The organism is Methylobacterium sp. C33D, assembly GCF_053345825.1.
The window spans coordinates 1-15,228 of sequence record NZ_JBKFAV010000037.1; the positions used below are offsets into that span (position 1 = coordinate 1).

General features: G+C 71.5%; 17 protein-coding genes. 8 read left to right on the forward strand and 9 right to left on the reverse strand.

Annotation, left to right across the window (positions count from 1 at the left end; genetic code table 11):
- Nucleotides 1–212: 212 nt before the first annotated feature.
- Both ACLBXO_RS24460 and ACLBXO_RS24465 read right to left on the reverse strand, forming a co-directional pair.
- Nucleotides 213–923: a hypothetical protein gene (locus ACLBXO_RS24460; protein WP_447686992.1), complete on the reverse strand. Its 711-nt coding sequence runs from the start codon at nucleotides 921–923 to the stop codon at nucleotides 213–215.
- Nucleotides 924–936: 13 nt separating this feature from the next.
- Nucleotides 937–2,061, reverse strand: coding sequence for an AI-2E family transporter (locus ACLBXO_RS24465; protein WP_331315672.1), 1,125 nt, complete (start codon nucleotides 2,059–2,061; stop codon nucleotides 937–939).
- 142 nt (nucleotides 2,062–2,203) lie between these two features.
- Between ACLBXO_RS24465 and purM the strand changes: the two genes are divergently transcribed.
- Together purM and purN are read left to right on the forward strand one after the other, a co-directional pair.
- Nucleotides 2,204–3,283, forward strand: coding sequence for a phosphoribosylformylglycinamidine cyclo-ligase (gene purM / locus ACLBXO_RS24470; protein ID WP_447686993.1), 1,080 nt, complete (start codon nucleotides 2,204–2,206; stop codon nucleotides 3,281–3,283).
- Nucleotides 3,283–3,933 carry a phosphoribosylglycinamide formyltransferase gene (gene purN / locus ACLBXO_RS24475; RefSeq protein ID WP_447686994.1) on the forward strand — a complete coding sequence of 217 codons (651 nt, stop codon included), beginning with the start codon at nucleotides 3,283–3,285 and terminating at the stop codon, nucleotides 3,931–3,933. The genes purM and purN overlap by 1 nt, the downstream gene beginning before the upstream one ends.
- 132 nt (nucleotides 3,934–4,065) lie before the next feature.
- Here the strand turns inward: purN and ACLBXO_RS24480 are convergent, their stop codons facing one another.
- Nucleotides 4,066–4,431 carry a hypothetical protein gene (locus ACLBXO_RS24480; protein WP_331315675.1) on the reverse strand — a complete coding sequence of 122 codons (366 nt, stop codon included), beginning with the start codon at nucleotides 4,429–4,431 and terminating at the stop codon, nucleotides 4,066–4,068.
- Between the two features lie 168 nt (nucleotides 4,432–4,599).
- Nucleotides 4,600–5,022, reverse strand: a complete 423-nt coding sequence (ndk, locus tag ACLBXO_RS24485) for a nucleoside-diphosphate kinase (RefSeq protein WP_012317495.1) — start codon at nucleotides 5,020–5,022, stop codon at nucleotides 4,600–4,602.
- A 269-nt stretch (nucleotides 5,023–5,291) separates the two neighbouring features.
- Here ndk and ACLBXO_RS24490 point away from each other — a divergent pair, with 269 nt between their 5' ends.
- Entirely contained in the window at nucleotides 5,292–5,756 is a 465-nt protein-coding gene (locus tag ACLBXO_RS24490; RefSeq protein ID WP_331315676.1) for a DUF2147 domain-containing protein, read from the forward strand.
- A 6-nt stretch (nucleotides 5,757–5,762) separates the two neighbouring features.
- On the opposite strand, the gene ACLBXO_RS24495 is transcribed toward ACLBXO_RS24490, so the two are convergent.
- Nucleotides 5,763–6,398 carry a glutathione S-transferase N-terminal domain-containing protein gene (locus tag ACLBXO_RS24495; protein WP_447686995.1) on the reverse strand — a complete coding sequence of 212 codons (636 nt, stop codon included), beginning with the start codon at nucleotides 6,396–6,398 and terminating at the stop codon, nucleotides 5,763–5,765.
- A 239-nt stretch (nucleotides 6,399–6,637) separates the two neighbouring features.
- Here ACLBXO_RS24495 and ACLBXO_RS24500 point away from each other — a divergent pair, with 239 nt between their 5' ends.
- From ACLBXO_RS24500 to ACLBXO_RS24520, 5 genes are all read left to right on the forward strand, one after another.
- The gene (locus ACLBXO_RS24500; RefSeq protein WP_447686996.1) at nucleotides 6,638–6,955 is read left to right on the forward strand and encodes a hypothetical protein; all 318 of its coding nucleotides are present in this window, start codon (nucleotides 6,638–6,640) and stop codon (nucleotides 6,953–6,955) included.
- A gap of 126 nt (nucleotides 6,956–7,081) precedes the next feature.
- The gene (locus tag ACLBXO_RS24505; RefSeq protein WP_447686997.1) at nucleotides 7,082–9,121 is read left to right on the forward strand and encodes an FUSC family protein; all 2,040 of its coding nucleotides are present in this window, start codon (nucleotides 7,082–7,084) and stop codon (nucleotides 9,119–9,121) included.
- 23 nt (nucleotides 9,122–9,144) lie between these two features.
- On the forward strand, nucleotides 9,145–9,339 hold the full coding sequence (locus ACLBXO_RS24510) for a DUF1656 domain-containing protein (protein ID WP_020091795.1): 195 nt from the start codon (nucleotides 9,145–9,147) through the stop codon (nucleotides 9,337–9,339).
- Complete coding sequence (locus tag ACLBXO_RS24515; protein ID WP_447686998.1) at nucleotides 9,339–10,394, forward strand: efflux RND transporter periplasmic adaptor subunit; 1,056 nt, start codon at nucleotides 9,339–9,341, stop codon at nucleotides 10,392–10,394. Before ACLBXO_RS24510 ends, ACLBXO_RS24515 begins: the two co-directional genes overlap by 1 nt.
- Nucleotides 10,395–10,596: 202 nt before the next feature.
- A complete protein-coding gene (locus ACLBXO_RS24520; protein ID WP_331315681.1) occupies nucleotides 10,597–10,818 on the forward strand; it encodes a hypothetical protein in 222 nt (73 codons plus the stop codon).
- A gap of 508 nt (nucleotides 10,819–11,326) precedes the next feature.
- Here the strand turns inward: ACLBXO_RS24520 and gatB are convergent.
- From gatB to gatC, 4 genes are all read right to left on the reverse strand, one after another.
- A complete protein-coding gene (gatB, locus tag ACLBXO_RS24525) occupies nucleotides 11,327–12,799 on the reverse strand; it encodes an Asp-tRNA(Asn)/Glu-tRNA(Gln) amidotransferase subunit GatB (RefSeq protein ID WP_447686999.1) in 1,473 nt (490 codons plus the stop codon).
- A gap of 210 nt (nucleotides 12,800–13,009) precedes the next feature.
- Entirely contained in the window at nucleotides 13,010–13,309 is a 300-nt protein-coding gene (locus ACLBXO_RS24530) for a hypothetical protein (RefSeq protein WP_331315683.1), read from the reverse strand.
- Nucleotides 13,306–14,784, reverse strand: a complete 1,479-nt coding sequence (gatA, locus tag ACLBXO_RS24535; protein ID WP_447687000.1) for an Asp-tRNA(Asn)/Glu-tRNA(Gln) amidotransferase subunit GatA — start codon at nucleotides 14,782–14,784, stop codon at nucleotides 13,306–13,308. Before gatA ends, ACLBXO_RS24530 begins: the two co-directional genes overlap by 4 nt.
- 78 nt (nucleotides 14,785–14,862) lie before the next feature.
- Nucleotides 14,863–15,150, reverse strand: coding sequence for an Asp-tRNA(Asn)/Glu-tRNA(Gln) amidotransferase subunit GatC (gene gatC, locus ACLBXO_RS24540; protein ID WP_012317485.1), 288 nt, complete (start codon nucleotides 15,148–15,150; stop codon nucleotides 14,863–14,865).
- Nucleotides 15,151–15,228: the final 78 nt, after the last annotated feature.

The window sequence follows — 15,228 nt, forward strand, 5'->3', positions numbered from 1 at the left end:
CGCGCGCCGGGCCGCGGGCGCGCGCCGCGTCGCCGGGTTGGCCGCCGCGCGCCGCCGGGGCTCGGCGGCCTCGTCGGCGGCGTCGCGGTCCATGGGCTTCTGCGTCGATTCCATCCCGGATCCCTGTCTCTGCTCCTCGCGGCGGCGGAGCGTGTATCACCCTCGACCGGCGGCCTTCACGACAGTTTCGTGACGCCCGCCGCATTCCGCGCTCAGCCGGCCGGGTCGGACTCGTCTTCCAGACCCATCCGCCGCAGGACGGCCAGCGCGAGCGGCCGGCTGATCCGCCGCCCGCGGCCGAGGGCGTCGCGGTCGAGCTCGGCAACGACGTCGCGGGCGCGGCCCAGCGATCGGTCGATTCGCAGGGCCAGCGCATCGATCACGCCGAGATCGACGACCAGCTGCCGGTCCACGAACAGCTTGACCAGGACGGCGCGCAGCAGGGCGTCGTCCGGCGCCTCGATGGCGATGCCGGGGGCGAGGCGGAGCCGCGAGCGCAAGTCCGGCGTCGCGAGGTCGAGGGCGTCGAGGCCCGCGGCGCTGGTCAGCAGGACCGGGCAGCGCCGTTCGCGGGCGCGGTTGAGCAGGTGGAACAGCGCCGCCTCGTCGAGCCGCTCCGCCCGGTCGATGTCCTCCACGATTAGCGCCCCGTTGGACACGAGGTGCTGGACGGCGTCGGCACCCAGCTCCGCGGCCGGCAGGGTCCAGGCATGGGCGCGCTCGGCCCAGATCGCCGCGAGGTGGCTCTTGCCGCTGCCCGGGGGGCCGGTGAGGACCAGGACGCTGTCGGGCCAGTCCGGCCACGCCTCGATCAGCGCGTAGGCAGCCTCGTTGGCCGGCCCGACGAGGAAATCCTCGCGCCCGTAGCGGGGATCGAGCGGCAGGTCGAAGGCCAGCTGCCGGGGTGGGGCGTTCTCGCGCATGTGCCGCTCAGGATCATCCCGCGCCCGCGGAGGTCAAGGCCGAAGCGTCCGTGCCGCCGTGCTCGATCAGGATCGGCTGCCCGGCGTGATAGAGCCGGCTCTCCAGGTAGCGGGCCAGGGCGAAGCGGACCAGCACGCCGATCGAGGCCGCGATCGGGACCGCGAGCAGCAGCCCGACGAAGCCGAACAGCGTCCCGAAAGCGAGCAGGGCGAACATCAGCCAGACCGGATGCAGCCCGGTGGAATCGCCGACGAGCTTCGGCGAGATGACGTTCCCCTCCAGGAACTGGCCGACGAGGAACACGCCGACGGTCAGGCCGAGATGCAGCCAGTCTCCGGAGGGCCAGAACTGGACGAGCGCGACGCCCACGGAGAGCAGGAAGCCGGTGAGCGTACCGACGTAGGGGATGAAGGTCAGGAACCCCGCGATCAGCCCGATCAGCACGCCGAAGTTGAGGCCGACCAGCCAGAGGCCGACCGCGTAGAAGCTGCCCAGGATGAGGCAGACCAGCGTCTGGCCGCGGACGTATCCGGTGACCGCCCCGTCGATCTGGCGCGCCAGCTCGCGCACCGTCGCCCGGTGCCGGGGCGGCACCCAGCCGTCGATGGCGGCGACCATCCGGTCCCAGTCGACGAGGATGTAGAAGGCGACGACCGGCGTCACGACGAGCAGCGAGGCGATCGAGATCAGCGCCTGGCTGCCCGACCAGAGCGATTTCAGGAAGGCCAGGAGCCACGTCCCGGCCTGGGTGGCCAGCGTACCCACCGAGGATTGCAGCTCGTTGAGGACGTTCGCGCCGCCGACGCGCTCGAGCAGGGTGCCGGACCGCTCGGCGATGATCGCCTGGAGCCGCGACACCATCCCGGGCAGCGCGTTGACGAGCGCCACGACTTGGTTGGCCGTGAGCGGGATCAGGATCAGCAGCGTCACGACGAGGACGACGACGAACAGCGCCAGGATCAGCAGGCTCGCCGCCAGCCGCCCGAGACCGAGCCGCTCCAGCCGGTCGGCCAGGGGATCGAGCAGGTAGGCCAGCGTGATGCCGGCCACGAACGGCAGCATCACCTCCCGGAGGAGGTAGACGATCAATCCCAGGGCGACGACAGCGGCCAGCCCGATCACAGCCCGTGCGCGCACGATGACGCTCCCCCCGCAGCACACCACGCCAGCGGGCAGAGTGGGTATGCGGGGCGCGCCGATCAAGGCGCCGCCGGCACGACTCGCGCCGCGCGCGGGAAGCCGCTAGAGCGGGGCCAGTATTCAGCGAGGTGGCGCGGGCATGACGGCCAAGGACGGCAACGAGCCGAAGACGGGGCTGACCTACGCGGCGGCGGGCGTCGATATCGATGCCGGCAACGCCATGGTCGAGACGATCAAGCCGCTGGTGCGCTCGACCCGGCGCCCGGGCGCCGATGCCGAGATCGGCGGGTTCGGCGGCCTGTTCGACCTGAAGGCCGCGGGCTTCCGCGACCCGATCCTGGTCGCTGCCAATGACGGCGTCGGCACCAAGGTCAAGATCGCCATCGAGACCGGCCGCCACGACACGATCGGCATCGACCTCGTGGCGATGTGCGTGAACGACATCATCGTCCAGGGCGCCGAGCCGCTGTTCTTCCTCGACTACTACGCCACCGGCAAGCTGGTCCCGGGCGTCGGCGCCGACATCGTGCGCGGCATCGCCGAGGGCTGCCGGCAGGCGGGCTGCGCGCTGATCGGCGGCGAGACCGCCGAGATGCCCGGCCTCTACGACGAGTTCGACTACGACCTCGCGGGCTTCTCGGTCGGCGCCGCCGAGCGCGGCGCGCTGCTGCCCCGGCCCGGCATCCGGCCCGGCGACGTCGTGCTCGGCCTGCCCTCCTCCGGGGTCCATTCCAACGGCTTCTCGCTGGTTCGCCGGATCGTCGCGAAGACCGGCCTCGGCTGGGACGCGCCGGCCCCGTTCGCCCCGGGCCGCAGCCTCGGCGAGGCGCTGCTGGAGCCGACCCGGATCTACGTGAAGCCGCTGCTCGCGGCTCTGGGCGCCACCGGCGGGATCCGGGCGCTGGCCCACATCACCGGGGGCGGCTTCCCCGACAACCTGCCGCGGGTCCTGCCCGACGATGTCGGCATCGCCGTCGACCTCGACGCCGTCACCCCGCCGCCGGTCTTCGGCTGGCTCGCCCGCGAGGGCGGCGTCGCCGAGGCCGAGATGCTGCGCACCTTCAACTGCGGGATCGGCATGGTGGTGATCGCCGCCGCCGACGCCGTCGACGACGTCGACGAGGCCCTGACCCGGGCCGGCGAGACCCCGGTCCGCCTCGGGCGGATCACGGCGCGCGGCCCCGAGCCGGTGACCTTCACCGGCCGCCTCGCCCTCTGATGGCGGCCGGCCGCAAGACCCGCGTCGCGGTCCTGATCTCGGGGCGCGGCTCGAACATGGTGGCGCTCCTGGAGGCCGCGAAGGATCCCGCCTTCCCGGCCGAGATCGTGCTGGTCCTGTCGAACCGCCCGGAGGCCGCCGGCCTGGCCCGGGCGGCCGAGGCGGGCATCCCGACGCAGGCCATCGATCACCGGGCCTTCGCCGACCGCGCCGGCTTCGACGCCGCCCTCGACGCGGCGCTGCGCGCGGCCGAGATCGACCTCGTCTGCCTCGCCGGCTTCATGCGGATCCTGACGACGGACTTCGTGGCGTCCTGGGCCGGCCGGATGCTCAACATCCACCCGTCGCTCCTGCCGCTGTTCAAGGGCACCCACACGCACCGGCAAGCGCTGGACGCCGGCGTGCGCCTGCACGGCTGCACGGTCCATTTCGTCGTGCCGGAGCTCGATGCCGGACCGATCGTCGCCCAGGCCGCGATCCCGGTCCGCCAGGACGACGACCCCGACAGCCTCGCCGACCGGGTGATCGTGCAGGAGCGGCGCCTCTACCCGGCGGTGCTCGCCCTGGTGGCGGGCGGCCGCGCCCGCCTTGAGGGCGACCGCGTGGTGATCGCCGACGCGGCGCCGGACGGCGCGCTGCTCAGCCTCTAGCAGGCGGCAATACGGTCAACCCCGTCCCGGCGGGCGGGGCGAGGCCATTCGGCCGACCCGCCCGCCGCTGTGACGCTCCCCGGGTTGCCGCCCTCCGCGCGCGGACCCGGGAGCCCTCGGGACTCGGGGCGCTCAGACCGGGCGCTGCAGCTTGCAGCTGTCCAGGGCCGAGAGCGCCTTGGCGCGGGCGGTGTCGTTGAAGTAGCCGGTGGTCCGGTAGGCCTCGATCTCGGAGGCATCGAGGCTGCGCAGGGTCTGCCGGGCGTAGCAGCCGCAGGGGCGCTCCAGGGACGCCTCGGGGGCGCTGGTCATGCGGGCCTGGACGACGGTGCAGGCGTGGCGCACGCGGCCTTCGAGATTGGTCTTGCTGGCGGTCTTGAGGGCCGGATCGGGCTCGTACTGCTGGAACGGGGCCGAGGATCCGCCCGCGAGGGCGGCGGTCGCGCCGAGGGCGATCAGGCCGGTCGCGATCAGCAGGGGCAGGCGGCGCATCGTCATGGTCGGAATCGTCCGGGGGCTGAGGTTGGCTAAGCTCGGCCGTTGGACGCTCCCGGGCTCCGTCCCGTCAAGGACGACCCGGTCACACAGCGCGTCATTCCCCGCGCCGCCGGGTATGGGGCACGCGAATGGCGGGTCGGTGTGCCCAACCCGCCACCGCACCGCGCCTCAGGCGGCGATGTCGGAATCCTTGAAGAACTGCGCGATCTCGAGCTTGGCGTTCTCGGCGCTGTCCGAACCGTGGACGGTGTTCTCGCCGACGGACTCGGCGAACTTCTTGCGGATCGTGCCCTCGGCGGCCTGGGCCGGGTTCGTCGCGCCCATGACCTCGCGGTACTTGGCGACGGCGTTCTCGCCCTCGAGGACCTGAACCACCACCGGGCCGGACGTCATGAAGGTCACGAGCTCGCCGAAGAACGGGCGCTCCTTGTGCACCTCGTAGAACTTCTCGGCCTGCTCCTTGGTCATGCGGATGCGGCGCTGGCCGACGATGCGGAGGCCGGCCTCCTCGATGACGGCGTTGACCGCGCCGGTCAGGTTCCGCCGCGTCGCGTCGGGCTTCAGGATCGAGAAGGTGCGCTCGGTGGCCATGGTGCGTCCGGTCTGTCTGTGGAAAAGGTCTGCGGCGCGCCGGCGATCCGGGCACGCCGGGGCAGCGAGAATTTCGCTTCGGCGCCGGGCTTATAGCGGGCGCCCCCCGGTGCCTCAAGCGGCCCGGCGCGACCCGGCGGGGCAAGCGCGGCCGTGGCTCCGCCGCAACACCGCCGAAAAATCGCCCGATTGCGGCGGCTCAGTCGCGCACCAACCGACTTCGTCCACCCCCCGGGCGTCCGCGGACGCCCCTAACCCGGAGACGAACCATGCGACTCGCTCTCGGCGCCAGCCTGCTTCTCGCCGGCCTCTCCGCCGCCGCCGCCGACACCGCCAAGGATCCGTCCGGCACGTGGCTCACCGGCGACGGCCGCGCCAAGATCCGGATCGACCGCTGCGGCGCCGGCCAGAAGCTGGTCTGCGGCAAGGTCGTCTGGCTCAAGACGCCGACCTTCGACAACGGCGCCCCGCGCACCGATCTCAAGAATCCCGATCCGAAGAAGCGCGCCCGCCCGGTGATCGGTCTCCAGCTGATCGAAGGTCTGAAGCCGGACGACGCGAAGTTCACCGGCGAACTCTACAATATCGAGGAAGGCAAGATCTACACGGTCAGCCTGGAGCGCGAGAGCGAGGCCGAGCTCAACGTCTCGGGCTGCATGCTCAAGATCCTGTGCGGGTCGCAGACCTGGACCCGCGTGCCGGACGTGAACCAGCAGGCCGCCAACAAGAACTGAGCGGCGTCAGATCGCCGCGAGGCCGCGCTGCACCGCCGGCCTCGCCAGGATGCTCTCGAGCCATCGGGCCACGTTCGGCAGGGTGTTGATGTCGACACCCTGCTTGAAGTTGAGCTTGGCCCAGGTGAACGTCGCGATATCGGCGATGGAGTAGTCGTCGGCCAGGAAGGGGCGGCCCTCGAGGCGGCGCTCCAGCACGCCGTAGAGCCGCTTGGCCTCCGCGGTGAACCGCTCGATCGCGTACGGCACCTTCTCGGGCGCGTAGATCTTGAAGTGGTGCGTCTGCCCGAGCATCGGCCCGAACCCCGCCACCTGCCAGAACAGCCACTCGTCGACCTGCACGCGGGCGCGCTCGTCGGTCGGGTAGAACTGCCCGGACTTCCGACCGAGATACTGCAGGATTGCCCCGGATTCGAAGACCGAGATCGGCTGTCCCCCGGGCCCGTCCGGGTCGACGATGGCGGGAATCTTGTTGTTGGGCGAGATCGCCAGGAAATCGGGCGCGAACTGCTCGTTCTTGGCGATGTCCACGGGAACGATGCGGTAGGGGAGTCCGCACTCCTCCAGCATGATCGGGATCTTCCAGCCGTTCGGCGTACTCCATGTGTGGACGTCGATCGGCCGCCCGGACACCGCTGCCATGCTCTGCCTGCTCCTGGACCCGATCGTCGGCGGCGCGGTGGTCCTCCGCCGTTTCCGTACAACCCCGGCAGTGAAGACGATTTCCCGGCCGCGCTCAAGGGCAGCGGCCGGCGAGCCCGACGGTTCGGTGAAGCTGCGCCGGAGCTTGCGGCGGCCGGCCGAGCGGTCTTGCCGGGCGCACGAGCGAGCGGCGAGATTGCGGCTCGGGCGCCGGAACGACGCCCGAGGGGGAACTTCCGATGATCGATCGTCTCGCCAGGATCGCGATCCTGTCCGCGCCGCTGCTCGCCGCCTGTCCGGCTTCCGCCAAGGACGCGCCCGCCAAGGAGTCGCCTGTTCGGGAGGCACCCGCGAAGGCGCCGCCCGCCGCCGAGGCACCGGCAGCGCCAGCCGCCAGGACCCCGAGCCCGGGCCAGTCCGCCACCCGCGAGCGGCAGAAGACCTGCGGCGCCGAGTGGCGCGCCCTCACCGACGCGCAGAAGGCCGCGCAGGGGCCGAAATGGCCGCAGTTCTGGAGCAAGTGCAACAAGCGCCTGAAAGGTGGCGACAAGGCCTGACCGGCTAGAACCGCGGGGCGTTCCGTTCGTTCAGACATCCGCGGCGGATCGGCAGGAGGCACGAGGCGATGACGGACCCTGCTCCGCCCGGACGGGCGGTGGACAGCGCGGCGCGCCGGGTCCGGCATGGCTGAGGCCCCCGTTTCCATCGCCGCGGATCCCCGCGCCGAACCGTTCGTCGACCGCGCCCTGGCGTTCCTCGATGCCTGGGTGCCCAAGCCGGCCGCCTGGGCCTTCGCGCTGCGGATCTGGATCGCGATGATGCTGGCGCTGGCCGCCGCCTTCTGGCTCCAGCTCGACAGCGCCTCGTCCGCCGCCACCTGCGTGGCGATCCTCGCTCAGCCCAAGCGCGGGCAGGCGATCTCGAAGGCGGTCTACCGCCTGCTCGGCACGCTGATCGGTGCCGCGGTGGCGCTCGTCTTCATGGCCCTGTTCGGCCAGGACCGGGTGCTGCTGCTCCTCAGCTTCACCGCCTGGCTCGGCCTGTGCGTCTTCGTCGCCCAGTTCCTGCAGGACACGCGGGCCTACGGCGCGATGCTGTCCGGCTACACAGTGGCGATCGTCGCGCTCGGCCAGATCGACGATCCGCAGGGCACCTTCGACGCCGCCGTGTCCCGCGTCGCCGTGATCGTGCTCGGCATCGTCGTGATCACCTTCATCAACGACGCCCTCGCCTCGCCGAGCACGTGGCGGGCGCTGCTGCCGCAACTGCGCAAGGCCTGGGACGACACGCGCGGCTACGCCCGCGAGACGCTGGCGGCGGGCGACCTCGGCGCCGTGCGCACCGCCGCGCTGATCCGCACCATCGCGCCGATGCGGGCCGATGCCAGCGCCATCGCGGGCGAGCTGGACGACGGCCGGTACCGCGCGGCCGGCGCGCGCAGCTGCATCGCCGCGCTCTACGTGATGGCGGCCGCGATTCGCAGCCTCGGGGCCGCGGCGACCTCCCTGCGCGACCCGAGCCCGGCCGTCGCGGAGGCGGTGGCGATCTGCCGGCGGGTCGCGGACGCGCCCGATCCCGACGCCCTCGACCGCGACGACGAGCGCCTGCGCGACCTCGTCGACGCCGCCATCCGCGACGGGACCCGTCCCCTCGACGAGGTCGTGGTCCTCCAGCGCGCCCTCGACTTCGTCTGCGCCGCGACCTTCGCGCAGGACGGCATCCGCGCCCTCGCCGACGGCCACCCGCCCCTGCGCGACGCCACGCTGCCGACCCACCGGGACTTCCCGGTGGCCCTCCGCGGCGCCCTGCGGGTGGCCCTGAGCTTCGCGGTGACCGCCGCCACCTTCGTGGCGCTCGGCCTGCCGCAGGCCTCCTTCGCGCTGGTGCAGGTGGCCGCGACCGCGGCGCTGTCGTCGGTCACGCCGGACCCGAAGAAGTTCGCCAACGGCGTCGTCATCGGCATGACGCTGGCCGCCACCCTGGCGGGCATCGCCCGGTTCGCGCTCCTCAACGGCGTCCAGGGCTTCCCGATGCTGGCGATCGTGATGGCGCCGGTGATCTTCCTGGGCTGCTTCCTGTCCCTGAACCCGAAGACTTTCGGGATCGGCTTCATCCTGATCGTGTTCTTCCCCGTGCTGCTGGGGCCCTCGAACCCGCAGACCTACGACGCCCTCACGTTTCTCCTGAACGCGTTCCTGGTGGTCGTGGCGGCCGTGATCCTGTCGATCGTCGTCCGCCTCATCCTGCCGATCACGCCGGCCCAGCAGCGGGTCTTCGCCCTCGACTCGGCCCGGCAGGCGCTCGCCGACGCCCTCGTCGGCCAGGGCGGCGACGCCACCACCCGCACCAGCCTGAACGCCGACCGGCTGTTCCAGTTCGCGACTTACAGCTCGGGGAGCGGCGCGGTGCGGCGGGCGAACCTGCACCACGCCTTCGCGCTCGCCCGCCTGGAGGCCGCCGCTGCCCGGGCCCACGCCGAGCTGCGCCGCCTCTGGTCGGTCGCTGCCCTGCGCGGCGCGATCCCGCGCGCCCGGGACGCCCTCGCCGCGGGCGACGATCGCGGGCTCGAGACCGCGGCGCGCGACCTGATCCGCGCCGCGTCCGGCGAGGATCGGGCGGTGCGGCTGACCACGGCCCGCGCCGCCAGCGACCTCGTCACCGCGTCGCGCACCATCACCCGTCACCGGCGATTCCTGAATCGCCTCGACATCGCGCTATTCTGACGACCGCTTCTCCCGGGGTCACCATGCACGAGGACATCCATGTCGGCGGGGTGCTCGTCACGGCCTTCGTCGCCTATGCGCTGGCGGCCTTCGTGATCCTGGTCGTCCTGCGACTCGTCTTCGCCCGCATCCGCTTCAGCCGCTACGTCGCCAACGCCCCGCTCGCCGAGGCCGGCCTCTACGTCTGTGTCCTCGCCCTCCTGATCGCGTTCATCTGATGCCCGACACGACCGCCGACGAGGATGATCCGAAGACCGCCGCCCGCGACACTGCGCCCGGGCGGAGCGACCCGCTGCCCGCCGTGCCGCGCCGGGGCCGCGCCGCGAAGGTGTTCCGCCTCGCGGCCACCGGCTTGATACTCCTCGTGGCAGCCCTGGCGGCGGCGTTCGTGTGGGAGTTCTACGTGGCGGCGCCCTGGACGCGCGACGGCACGGTCCGCGTGCAGGTCGCCAACATCGCCCCGCAGGTCGCCGGGCAGATCGTCGAGGTCCGGGTCCAGGACAACCAGAATGTCCGCAAGGGCGACGTCCTCTACGTGATCGACCCGGTCGACTTCGAGGTCGCGGTCACCTCGGCGGACGCCGAGGTGAAGAACCGCGAGGCCGACCTGCAGGTGAAGAACGCCCAGTCGGCCCGCCGGCAGGCGCTCTCGACCGTGTCGACCTCGATCGAGGAGAAGCAGCAATTCGCCGGGGCGGCGAAGATCGCCGAGGCGACGCTGGAGAGCGCGCAGGCGCAGCTGCGCCAGGCGAAGGTGAATCTCGAGCGCACCCAGGTGAGGTCGACCGTCAACGGCCGGGTGACCAACCTGCTCATGCGGGTCGGCGACTACGCGCGGACCGGCACGGCGAACATCAACGTGGTCGACACCGATTCCTTCTGGATCGACGGCTATTTCGAGGAGACCAAGATGCCCAACATCCACGTCGGCGATCCCGCCGACGTGAAGCTGATGGGCTTCGACCCGCACCTGACCGGCACGGTCCACAGCATCACGCTCGGAATCTCGACGGCGAACGCCGCCGCCAGCACGCAGGGGCTACCCGACGTCAACCCGGTCTACACCTGGGTCCGCCTCGCCCAGCGGGTACCCGTCCGCATCCGCATCGACCACGTCCCGACGGGCGTCCCGCTCATCGCCGGCATGACCGCGACGGTGTTCGTCAACGGCGGCCGCGGCCCGGCGCCGAACTGGTTCATGGACCTGCGCGACCGCGTCTCCGCCCTGACTACGCCGGCGGCCGGTCCCGCCCGGGAAGCCGAACGGCGCTGACCCGGCCTGCTTCCGGCCGCGGTCACCGCCGCGGCCGCGTCCCCGAAAGCCGCGGTATTCGACTTCGCGTTCTCGAACCCGTCGCCGGTGGCGGGCGACGCGGCCGTCACCGCGCGACTGAAGTGCGTCAGCGCCGAAGCGCGGAGCCTCGCACCGATCGGGGACCTGCTCGTCGCGGATCCGACCGATCCGGATCGGGGCGATGTCGCCGGACGCGGCGCTGTACCGGCTGCGCGGTCGCCTGACGACCGCGGAATCCGACTTCCCGTCGAGAACGATAGAGGTGCCGGCAAGTGGTTTGCGCGCCAATCAATATTTCGCAGCGCCGCGGGATCGATCCAAGTCGTTGAGCCTGCACGCGCTGCAGCGCGCTCGCGGAGCCAAGTGGATCGAGAATGCCTTTTGCCGAGAAAATAGCTATTGACCGACCTGGAGCGCGGGCGCACTCTCTCCCTGTGCTTGGCGAAAGCCGGCACGGACCGGCACGAAACCTTGACGCGATCGGGTTTCGCAGCGGTGTCGGTCGCGGGAAGCTGGAGGAGACAGGGATGACTCCACCGCAGCGGAATGCCGCCTGGACGGTTCAGGGACAAGTTCGGCCCGAGACCTAGCGGCGCAGCACGGACAGCCGGACGGACGCGGCTCCAGGGGCGCAGAAGCGGCCACGCATGGCACGCCTTCGAATGCGCGAAAGGCCCCACTTCGAGCCGTTCCGCCGCGGTTTCTCTCTGAAGAACGCGAATGCCTCACCTGCCCGGCAGCGCCGCGGCGGGATCTCGTCGTGGCCGAGGCGCCGACGGGGCTGAGGGCGGCCGGCATCGTCGCCGACCCCGGATCCGCGGCCACTCATCCCGCGCCGCGCCCCGAGGCCCGCCGATGCGGGGCGCCTCAGGATCGGATCGCGCGCGGGATGGCCGTTCACCGCGAGGCGGTCACTCGATCCCGAGCTTCGCCTTGAGCAGCGCGTTCACCGCCGCGGGGTTCGCCTTGCCGCCGGTGGCCTTCATGGTCTGGCCGACGAACCAGCCGAGCAGGGTCGGCTTCTCCTTGGCCTGTGCGACCTTGTCGGGATTGGCCGCGATGATCTGGTCCACCGCCGCCTCGATGGCGCCCGTGTCGGTCACCTGCTTCATGCCGCGGCTCTCGACGACGGCGCGCGGGTCGCCGCCCTCGGTCCAGACGATCTCGAACAGGTCCTTGGCGATCTTGCCGGAGATGACGCCCTCGCCGATCAGGTCGATGATCGCGCCGAGCTGGTCCGCCGAGACCGGGGTCGCGTCGATGGACAGGCCTTCCTTGTTGAGGCGCCCGAACAGCTCGTTGATCACCCAGTTGGCGGCGGCCTTGCCGTCCCGACCCTTGGCCACCGCCTCGTAGTAGTCCGCGGAGGCGCGCTCGGCGACCAGCACGCCGGCATCGTAGGGCGAGAGGCCGAACGCCGAGACGAAGCGCGCCTTCTTGGCGTCCGGCAGTTCGGGCAGCCCCTCGGCCAGCGCGTCGACGTAGGCCTGGTCGAATTCCAGCGGCAGCAGGTCCGGATCGGGGAAGTAGCGGTAGTCGTGCGCCTCTTCCTTCGAGCGCATCGAGCGCGTCTCGCCCTTGGTCGGGTCGAACAGGCGCGTCTCCTGGTCGATCTTCCCGCCGTCCTCGAGGATGGCGATCTGGCGCCGCGCCTCGGTCTCGATCGCCTGCCCGATGAAGCGGATCGAGTTGACGTTCTTGATCTCGCAGCGTGTGCCCAGCGGCTCGCCGGGGCGGCGCACCGAGACGTTCACGTCGGCGCGGAGCGAGCCCTTCTCCATGTCGCCGTCGCAGGTGCCGAGATAGCGCAGGATCGTGCGCAGCTTGGTGACGTAGGCCTTCGCCTCCTCGGAGGAGCGCAGGTCGGGCCGGGACACGATCTCCATCAGCGCAACGCCCGACCGGTTGAGATCGACGAAGCTCCGGGTCGGGTCCTGGTCGTGCAGCGACTTGCCGGCATCCTGCTCGAGGTGCAGGCGCTCGATGCCCACGGTGATCGAGGCGCCGTCGGCCAGATCCACCAGGACCTCGCCCTCGCCGACGATCGGGTCCTTGTACTGCGAGATCTGGTAGCCCTGCGGCAGGTCCGGGTAGAAGTAGTTCTTCCGGTCGAACACGGAGCGCAGGTTGATCTTCGCCTTCAGGCCGAGGCCGGTCCGCACCGCCTGGGCGACGCACTCGGCGTTGATCACCGGCAGCATCCCGGGCATCGCGGCGTCGACCAGCGACACGTGGTCGTTCGGCTCGGCCCCGAACTCGGTCGAGGCGCCGGAGAACAGCTTCGCCCGGCTGGACACCTGGGCGTGGATCTCCATGCCGACGATCACCTCCCAGTCGTGGAGGCCGCCCTTGATCAGCTTCTTGAGGTCGACGGGTGCGTTCATGGTCGTCCGGGCCGGGAAGGGAGCGTGGCGGGATCCGCCCACCCGCGCCCGCGTCCCGAGGTGCTGCGCGGCGGCCTCGAAGGCGGGCTCCAGGGATCGCGCGGCCGGCTGGAGGCCTCCTTCGCGGCCCGCGCACGCGGGGACCTCAGGACGAGGGCGCGGGTCGGCGTCGATGTCGTGCGGCCACTTACGGGCCGCGTCGCGAAAAGATCAAGCGCGGCGTCTGACCGCCTGCCGCGCGCCGTAGCCCAGGACTGCCCAGAGCAGGGCCGCCACGGCCCGCACCGGGAAGAAGGTCGGGCCGTCGCGGGTGATCGGCGCCGGCCACGGTATGCCGGCCGCGCTCACCGCGTAGGAGAACAGCACCGAGAAGCCGAGCGCCGCGATCGCCGCGATGAAGACCTTGCCGAACTGGCTGGCGGTCCAGCCGAGGTAGACCGCCACCACGATCAGCGCCGGATCGAACGCGGCCCAGATCCAGACCGTCCAGGGATAGTACGGGACGGTCATGACCACCACGGCTCGGGTAGGACGGTGCGACCGGCGGAGTCCTCGATCACCTGCGCGACCGCGAACAGCGTCTCCTCGTCGAAGGGCCGGCCGATGAGCTGCAGGCCCAGGGGCAGGCCCTGGCCGTCGAGCCCCGCCGGCACGGCGATGCCCGGCAGCCCGGCCATGTTCACCGTCACGGTGAACACGTCGTTGAGGTACATCTCCACCGGGTCGGCCGAGGCCTTCTCGCCGATGCCGAAGGCGGCCGACGGCGTCGCCGGCGTCAGGATCGCGTCGACCCCGGACGCGTAGGCGGCCTCGAAGTCGCGCTTGATCAGCGTGCGGATCTTCTGCGCGCGGACGTAGTAGGCGTCGTAGTAGCCGGCCGAGAGCACGTAGGTGCCGATCATGATCCGGCGCTTCACCTCGCGGCCGAAGCCGGCGGCGCGAGTGTTCTCGTACATCCCGGCGATGTCCTTGCCGGGCACGCGCAGGCCGTAGCGGACGCCGTCGTAGCGGGCGAGGTTCGAGGACGCTTCGGCCGGGGCCACGATGTAGTAGGCCGGCAGCGCGTAGGCGGTGTGCGGCAGCGAGATCTCCCGGATCGTCGCGCCGGCGGCCTTGAGCCACGCCGCGCCCTCGTCCCAGAGCTTCTGGATCTCGGCGGGCATGCCGTCGACCCGGTACTCCCTCGGGATCCCGATGGTGAGGCCCTTCACGCCGCGCGACACGGCGGCCTCGAAGTCCGGCACCGCGAGGTCGGCGCAGGTCGTGTCCCGGGCGTCGGCGCCCGCCATCGAGCCGAGGAGGATGGCGCAGTCGCGCACCGTCCGGGCGATCGGGCCGGCCTGGTCGAGGGAGGAGGCGAAGGCCACCGTGCCCCAGCGCGAGCAGCGCCCGTAGGTCGGCTTGATCCCGACCGTGCCGGTGAAGGCGGCGGGCTGCCGGATGGAGCCGCCGGTATCGGTCGCGGTGGCGCCGAGGCAGAGGCGCGCGGCAACCGCCGCGGCGGAGCCGCCCGAGGAGCCGCCGGGCACGATCGGCGCGTCCGATCCCGCGCGCCGCCAGGGCGAGACCACGTTGCCGTAGGCGCTGGTCTCGTTGGACGAGCCCATGGCGAACTCGTCGAGGTTCAGCTTGCCGAGCATCACGGCGCCGTCGCGCCACAGGTTGGCCGACACCGCCGATTCGTAGTGCGGCTCGAAGGTCTCGAGGATCTTGGACCCTGCCGTGGTCGTCACGCCGTGCGTGCAGAACAGGTCCTTGATGCCGAGGGGGATGCCCTCGAGCGGCCGCGCCGCGCCGGACGCGATCTTCTGATCGGAGGCCTCGGCCATCGCCAGGGCGCGGTCCGGGGTCTCCCGGATATACGCGTTCAGGACGCGGGCCTTGGCCATGGCGTCGAGATGCGCCTGGGTCAGCTCGCGGGCCGAGATCCGCTTCGCCTTCAGGGCGTCGCGCGCTTCGGCCAGGGTGAGTTCGTTCGGATCCACGCTGTTCACGTCCCCGCGCGCGCCGCCGCGCGCCTGCCCGCCAGAAATCCGGTCCGCAAGGTCCGGGCCGTCCTCGGCCTACTCGACCACCTTCGGGACCAGGAAGTAATTGTCCTCGGTCTCGGGCGCGTTGGCCACGACGTCGGCGGCGCGGCCGCCCTCCGTGACGACGTCCTCGCGCTTCTTCATCGCCATCGGCGTCACCGAGGTCATCGGCTCGACGCCCGCGACGTCGACCGTGCCGAGCTGCTCGACGAAAGCCAGGATGGCGTTCAGCTCGCCCTGGAGGGGCCCGACTTCGTCGTCGGTGACCGCGATCCGCGCCAGATGCGCGATGCGCCGAACCGTCTTCTCGTCGACCGACATGCCGTCCCGTTCGTCCCTGCCCGGGAGCGCTCTCCCGAAGTCGGTCGCGCTATAGCATCGGCCCTCGACGCGCCGCAA

Bases quoted from the DNA above. Each gene is read 5' to 3' on its own strand.
- ACLBXO_RS24500 (WP_447686996.1), top strand. From the start codon at position 6,638: ATGATCGATCGTCTCGCCAGGATCGCGATCCTGTCCGCGCCGCTGCTC.
- purM (WP_447686993.1), top strand. From the start codon at position 2,204: ATGACGGCCAAGGACGGCAACGAGCCGAAGACGGGGCTGACCTACGCG.
- ACLBXO_RS24495 (WP_447686995.1), bottom strand. From the start codon at position 6,398: ATGGCAGCGGTGTCCGGGCGGCCGATCGACGTCCACACATGGAGTACG.
- gatC (WP_012317485.1), bottom strand. From the start codon at position 15,150: ATGTCGGTCGACGAGAAGACGGTTCGGCGCATCGCGCATCTGGCGCGG.
- ACLBXO_RS24490 (WP_331315676.1), top strand. From the start codon at position 5,292: ATGCGACTCGCTCTCGGCGCCAGCCTGCTTCTCGCCGGCCTCTCCGCC.
- ACLBXO_RS24520 (WP_331315681.1), top strand. From the start codon at position 10,597: ATGTCGCCGGACGCGGCGCTGTACCGGCTGCGCGGTCGCCTGACGACC.
- ACLBXO_RS24510 (WP_020091795.1), top strand. From the start codon at position 9,145: ATGCACGAGGACATCCATGTCGGCGGGGTGCTCGTCACGGCCTTCGTC.
- ACLBXO_RS24515 (WP_447686998.1), top strand. From the start codon at position 9,339: ATGCCCGACACGACCGCCGACGAGGATGATCCGAAGACCGCCGCCCGC.
- ACLBXO_RS24480 (WP_331315675.1), bottom strand. From the start codon at position 4,431: ATGACGATGCGCCGCCTGCCCCTGCTGATCGCGACCGGCCTGATCGCC.
- gatB (WP_447686999.1), bottom strand. From the start codon at position 12,799: ATGAACGCACCCGTCGACCTCAAGAAGCTGATCAAGGGCGGCCTCCAC.
- ACLBXO_RS24530 (WP_331315683.1), bottom strand. From the start codon at position 13,309: ATGACCGTCCCGTACTATCCCTGGACGGTCTGGATCTGGGCCGCGTTC.
- ndk (WP_012317495.1), bottom strand. From the start codon at position 5,022: ATGGCCACCGAGCGCACCTTCTCGATCCTGAAGCCCGACGCGACGCGG.
- ACLBXO_RS24505 (WP_447686997.1), top strand. From the start codon at position 7,082: ATGGCTGAGGCCCCCGTTTCCATCGCCGCGGATCCCCGCGCCGAACCG.
- ACLBXO_RS24460 (WP_447686992.1), bottom strand. From the start codon at position 923: ATGCGCGAGAACGCCCCACCCCGGCAGCTGGCCTTCGACCTGCCGCTC.
- purN (WP_447686994.1), top strand. From the start codon at position 3,283: ATGGCGGCCGGCCGCAAGACCCGCGTCGCGGTCCTGATCTCGGGGCGC.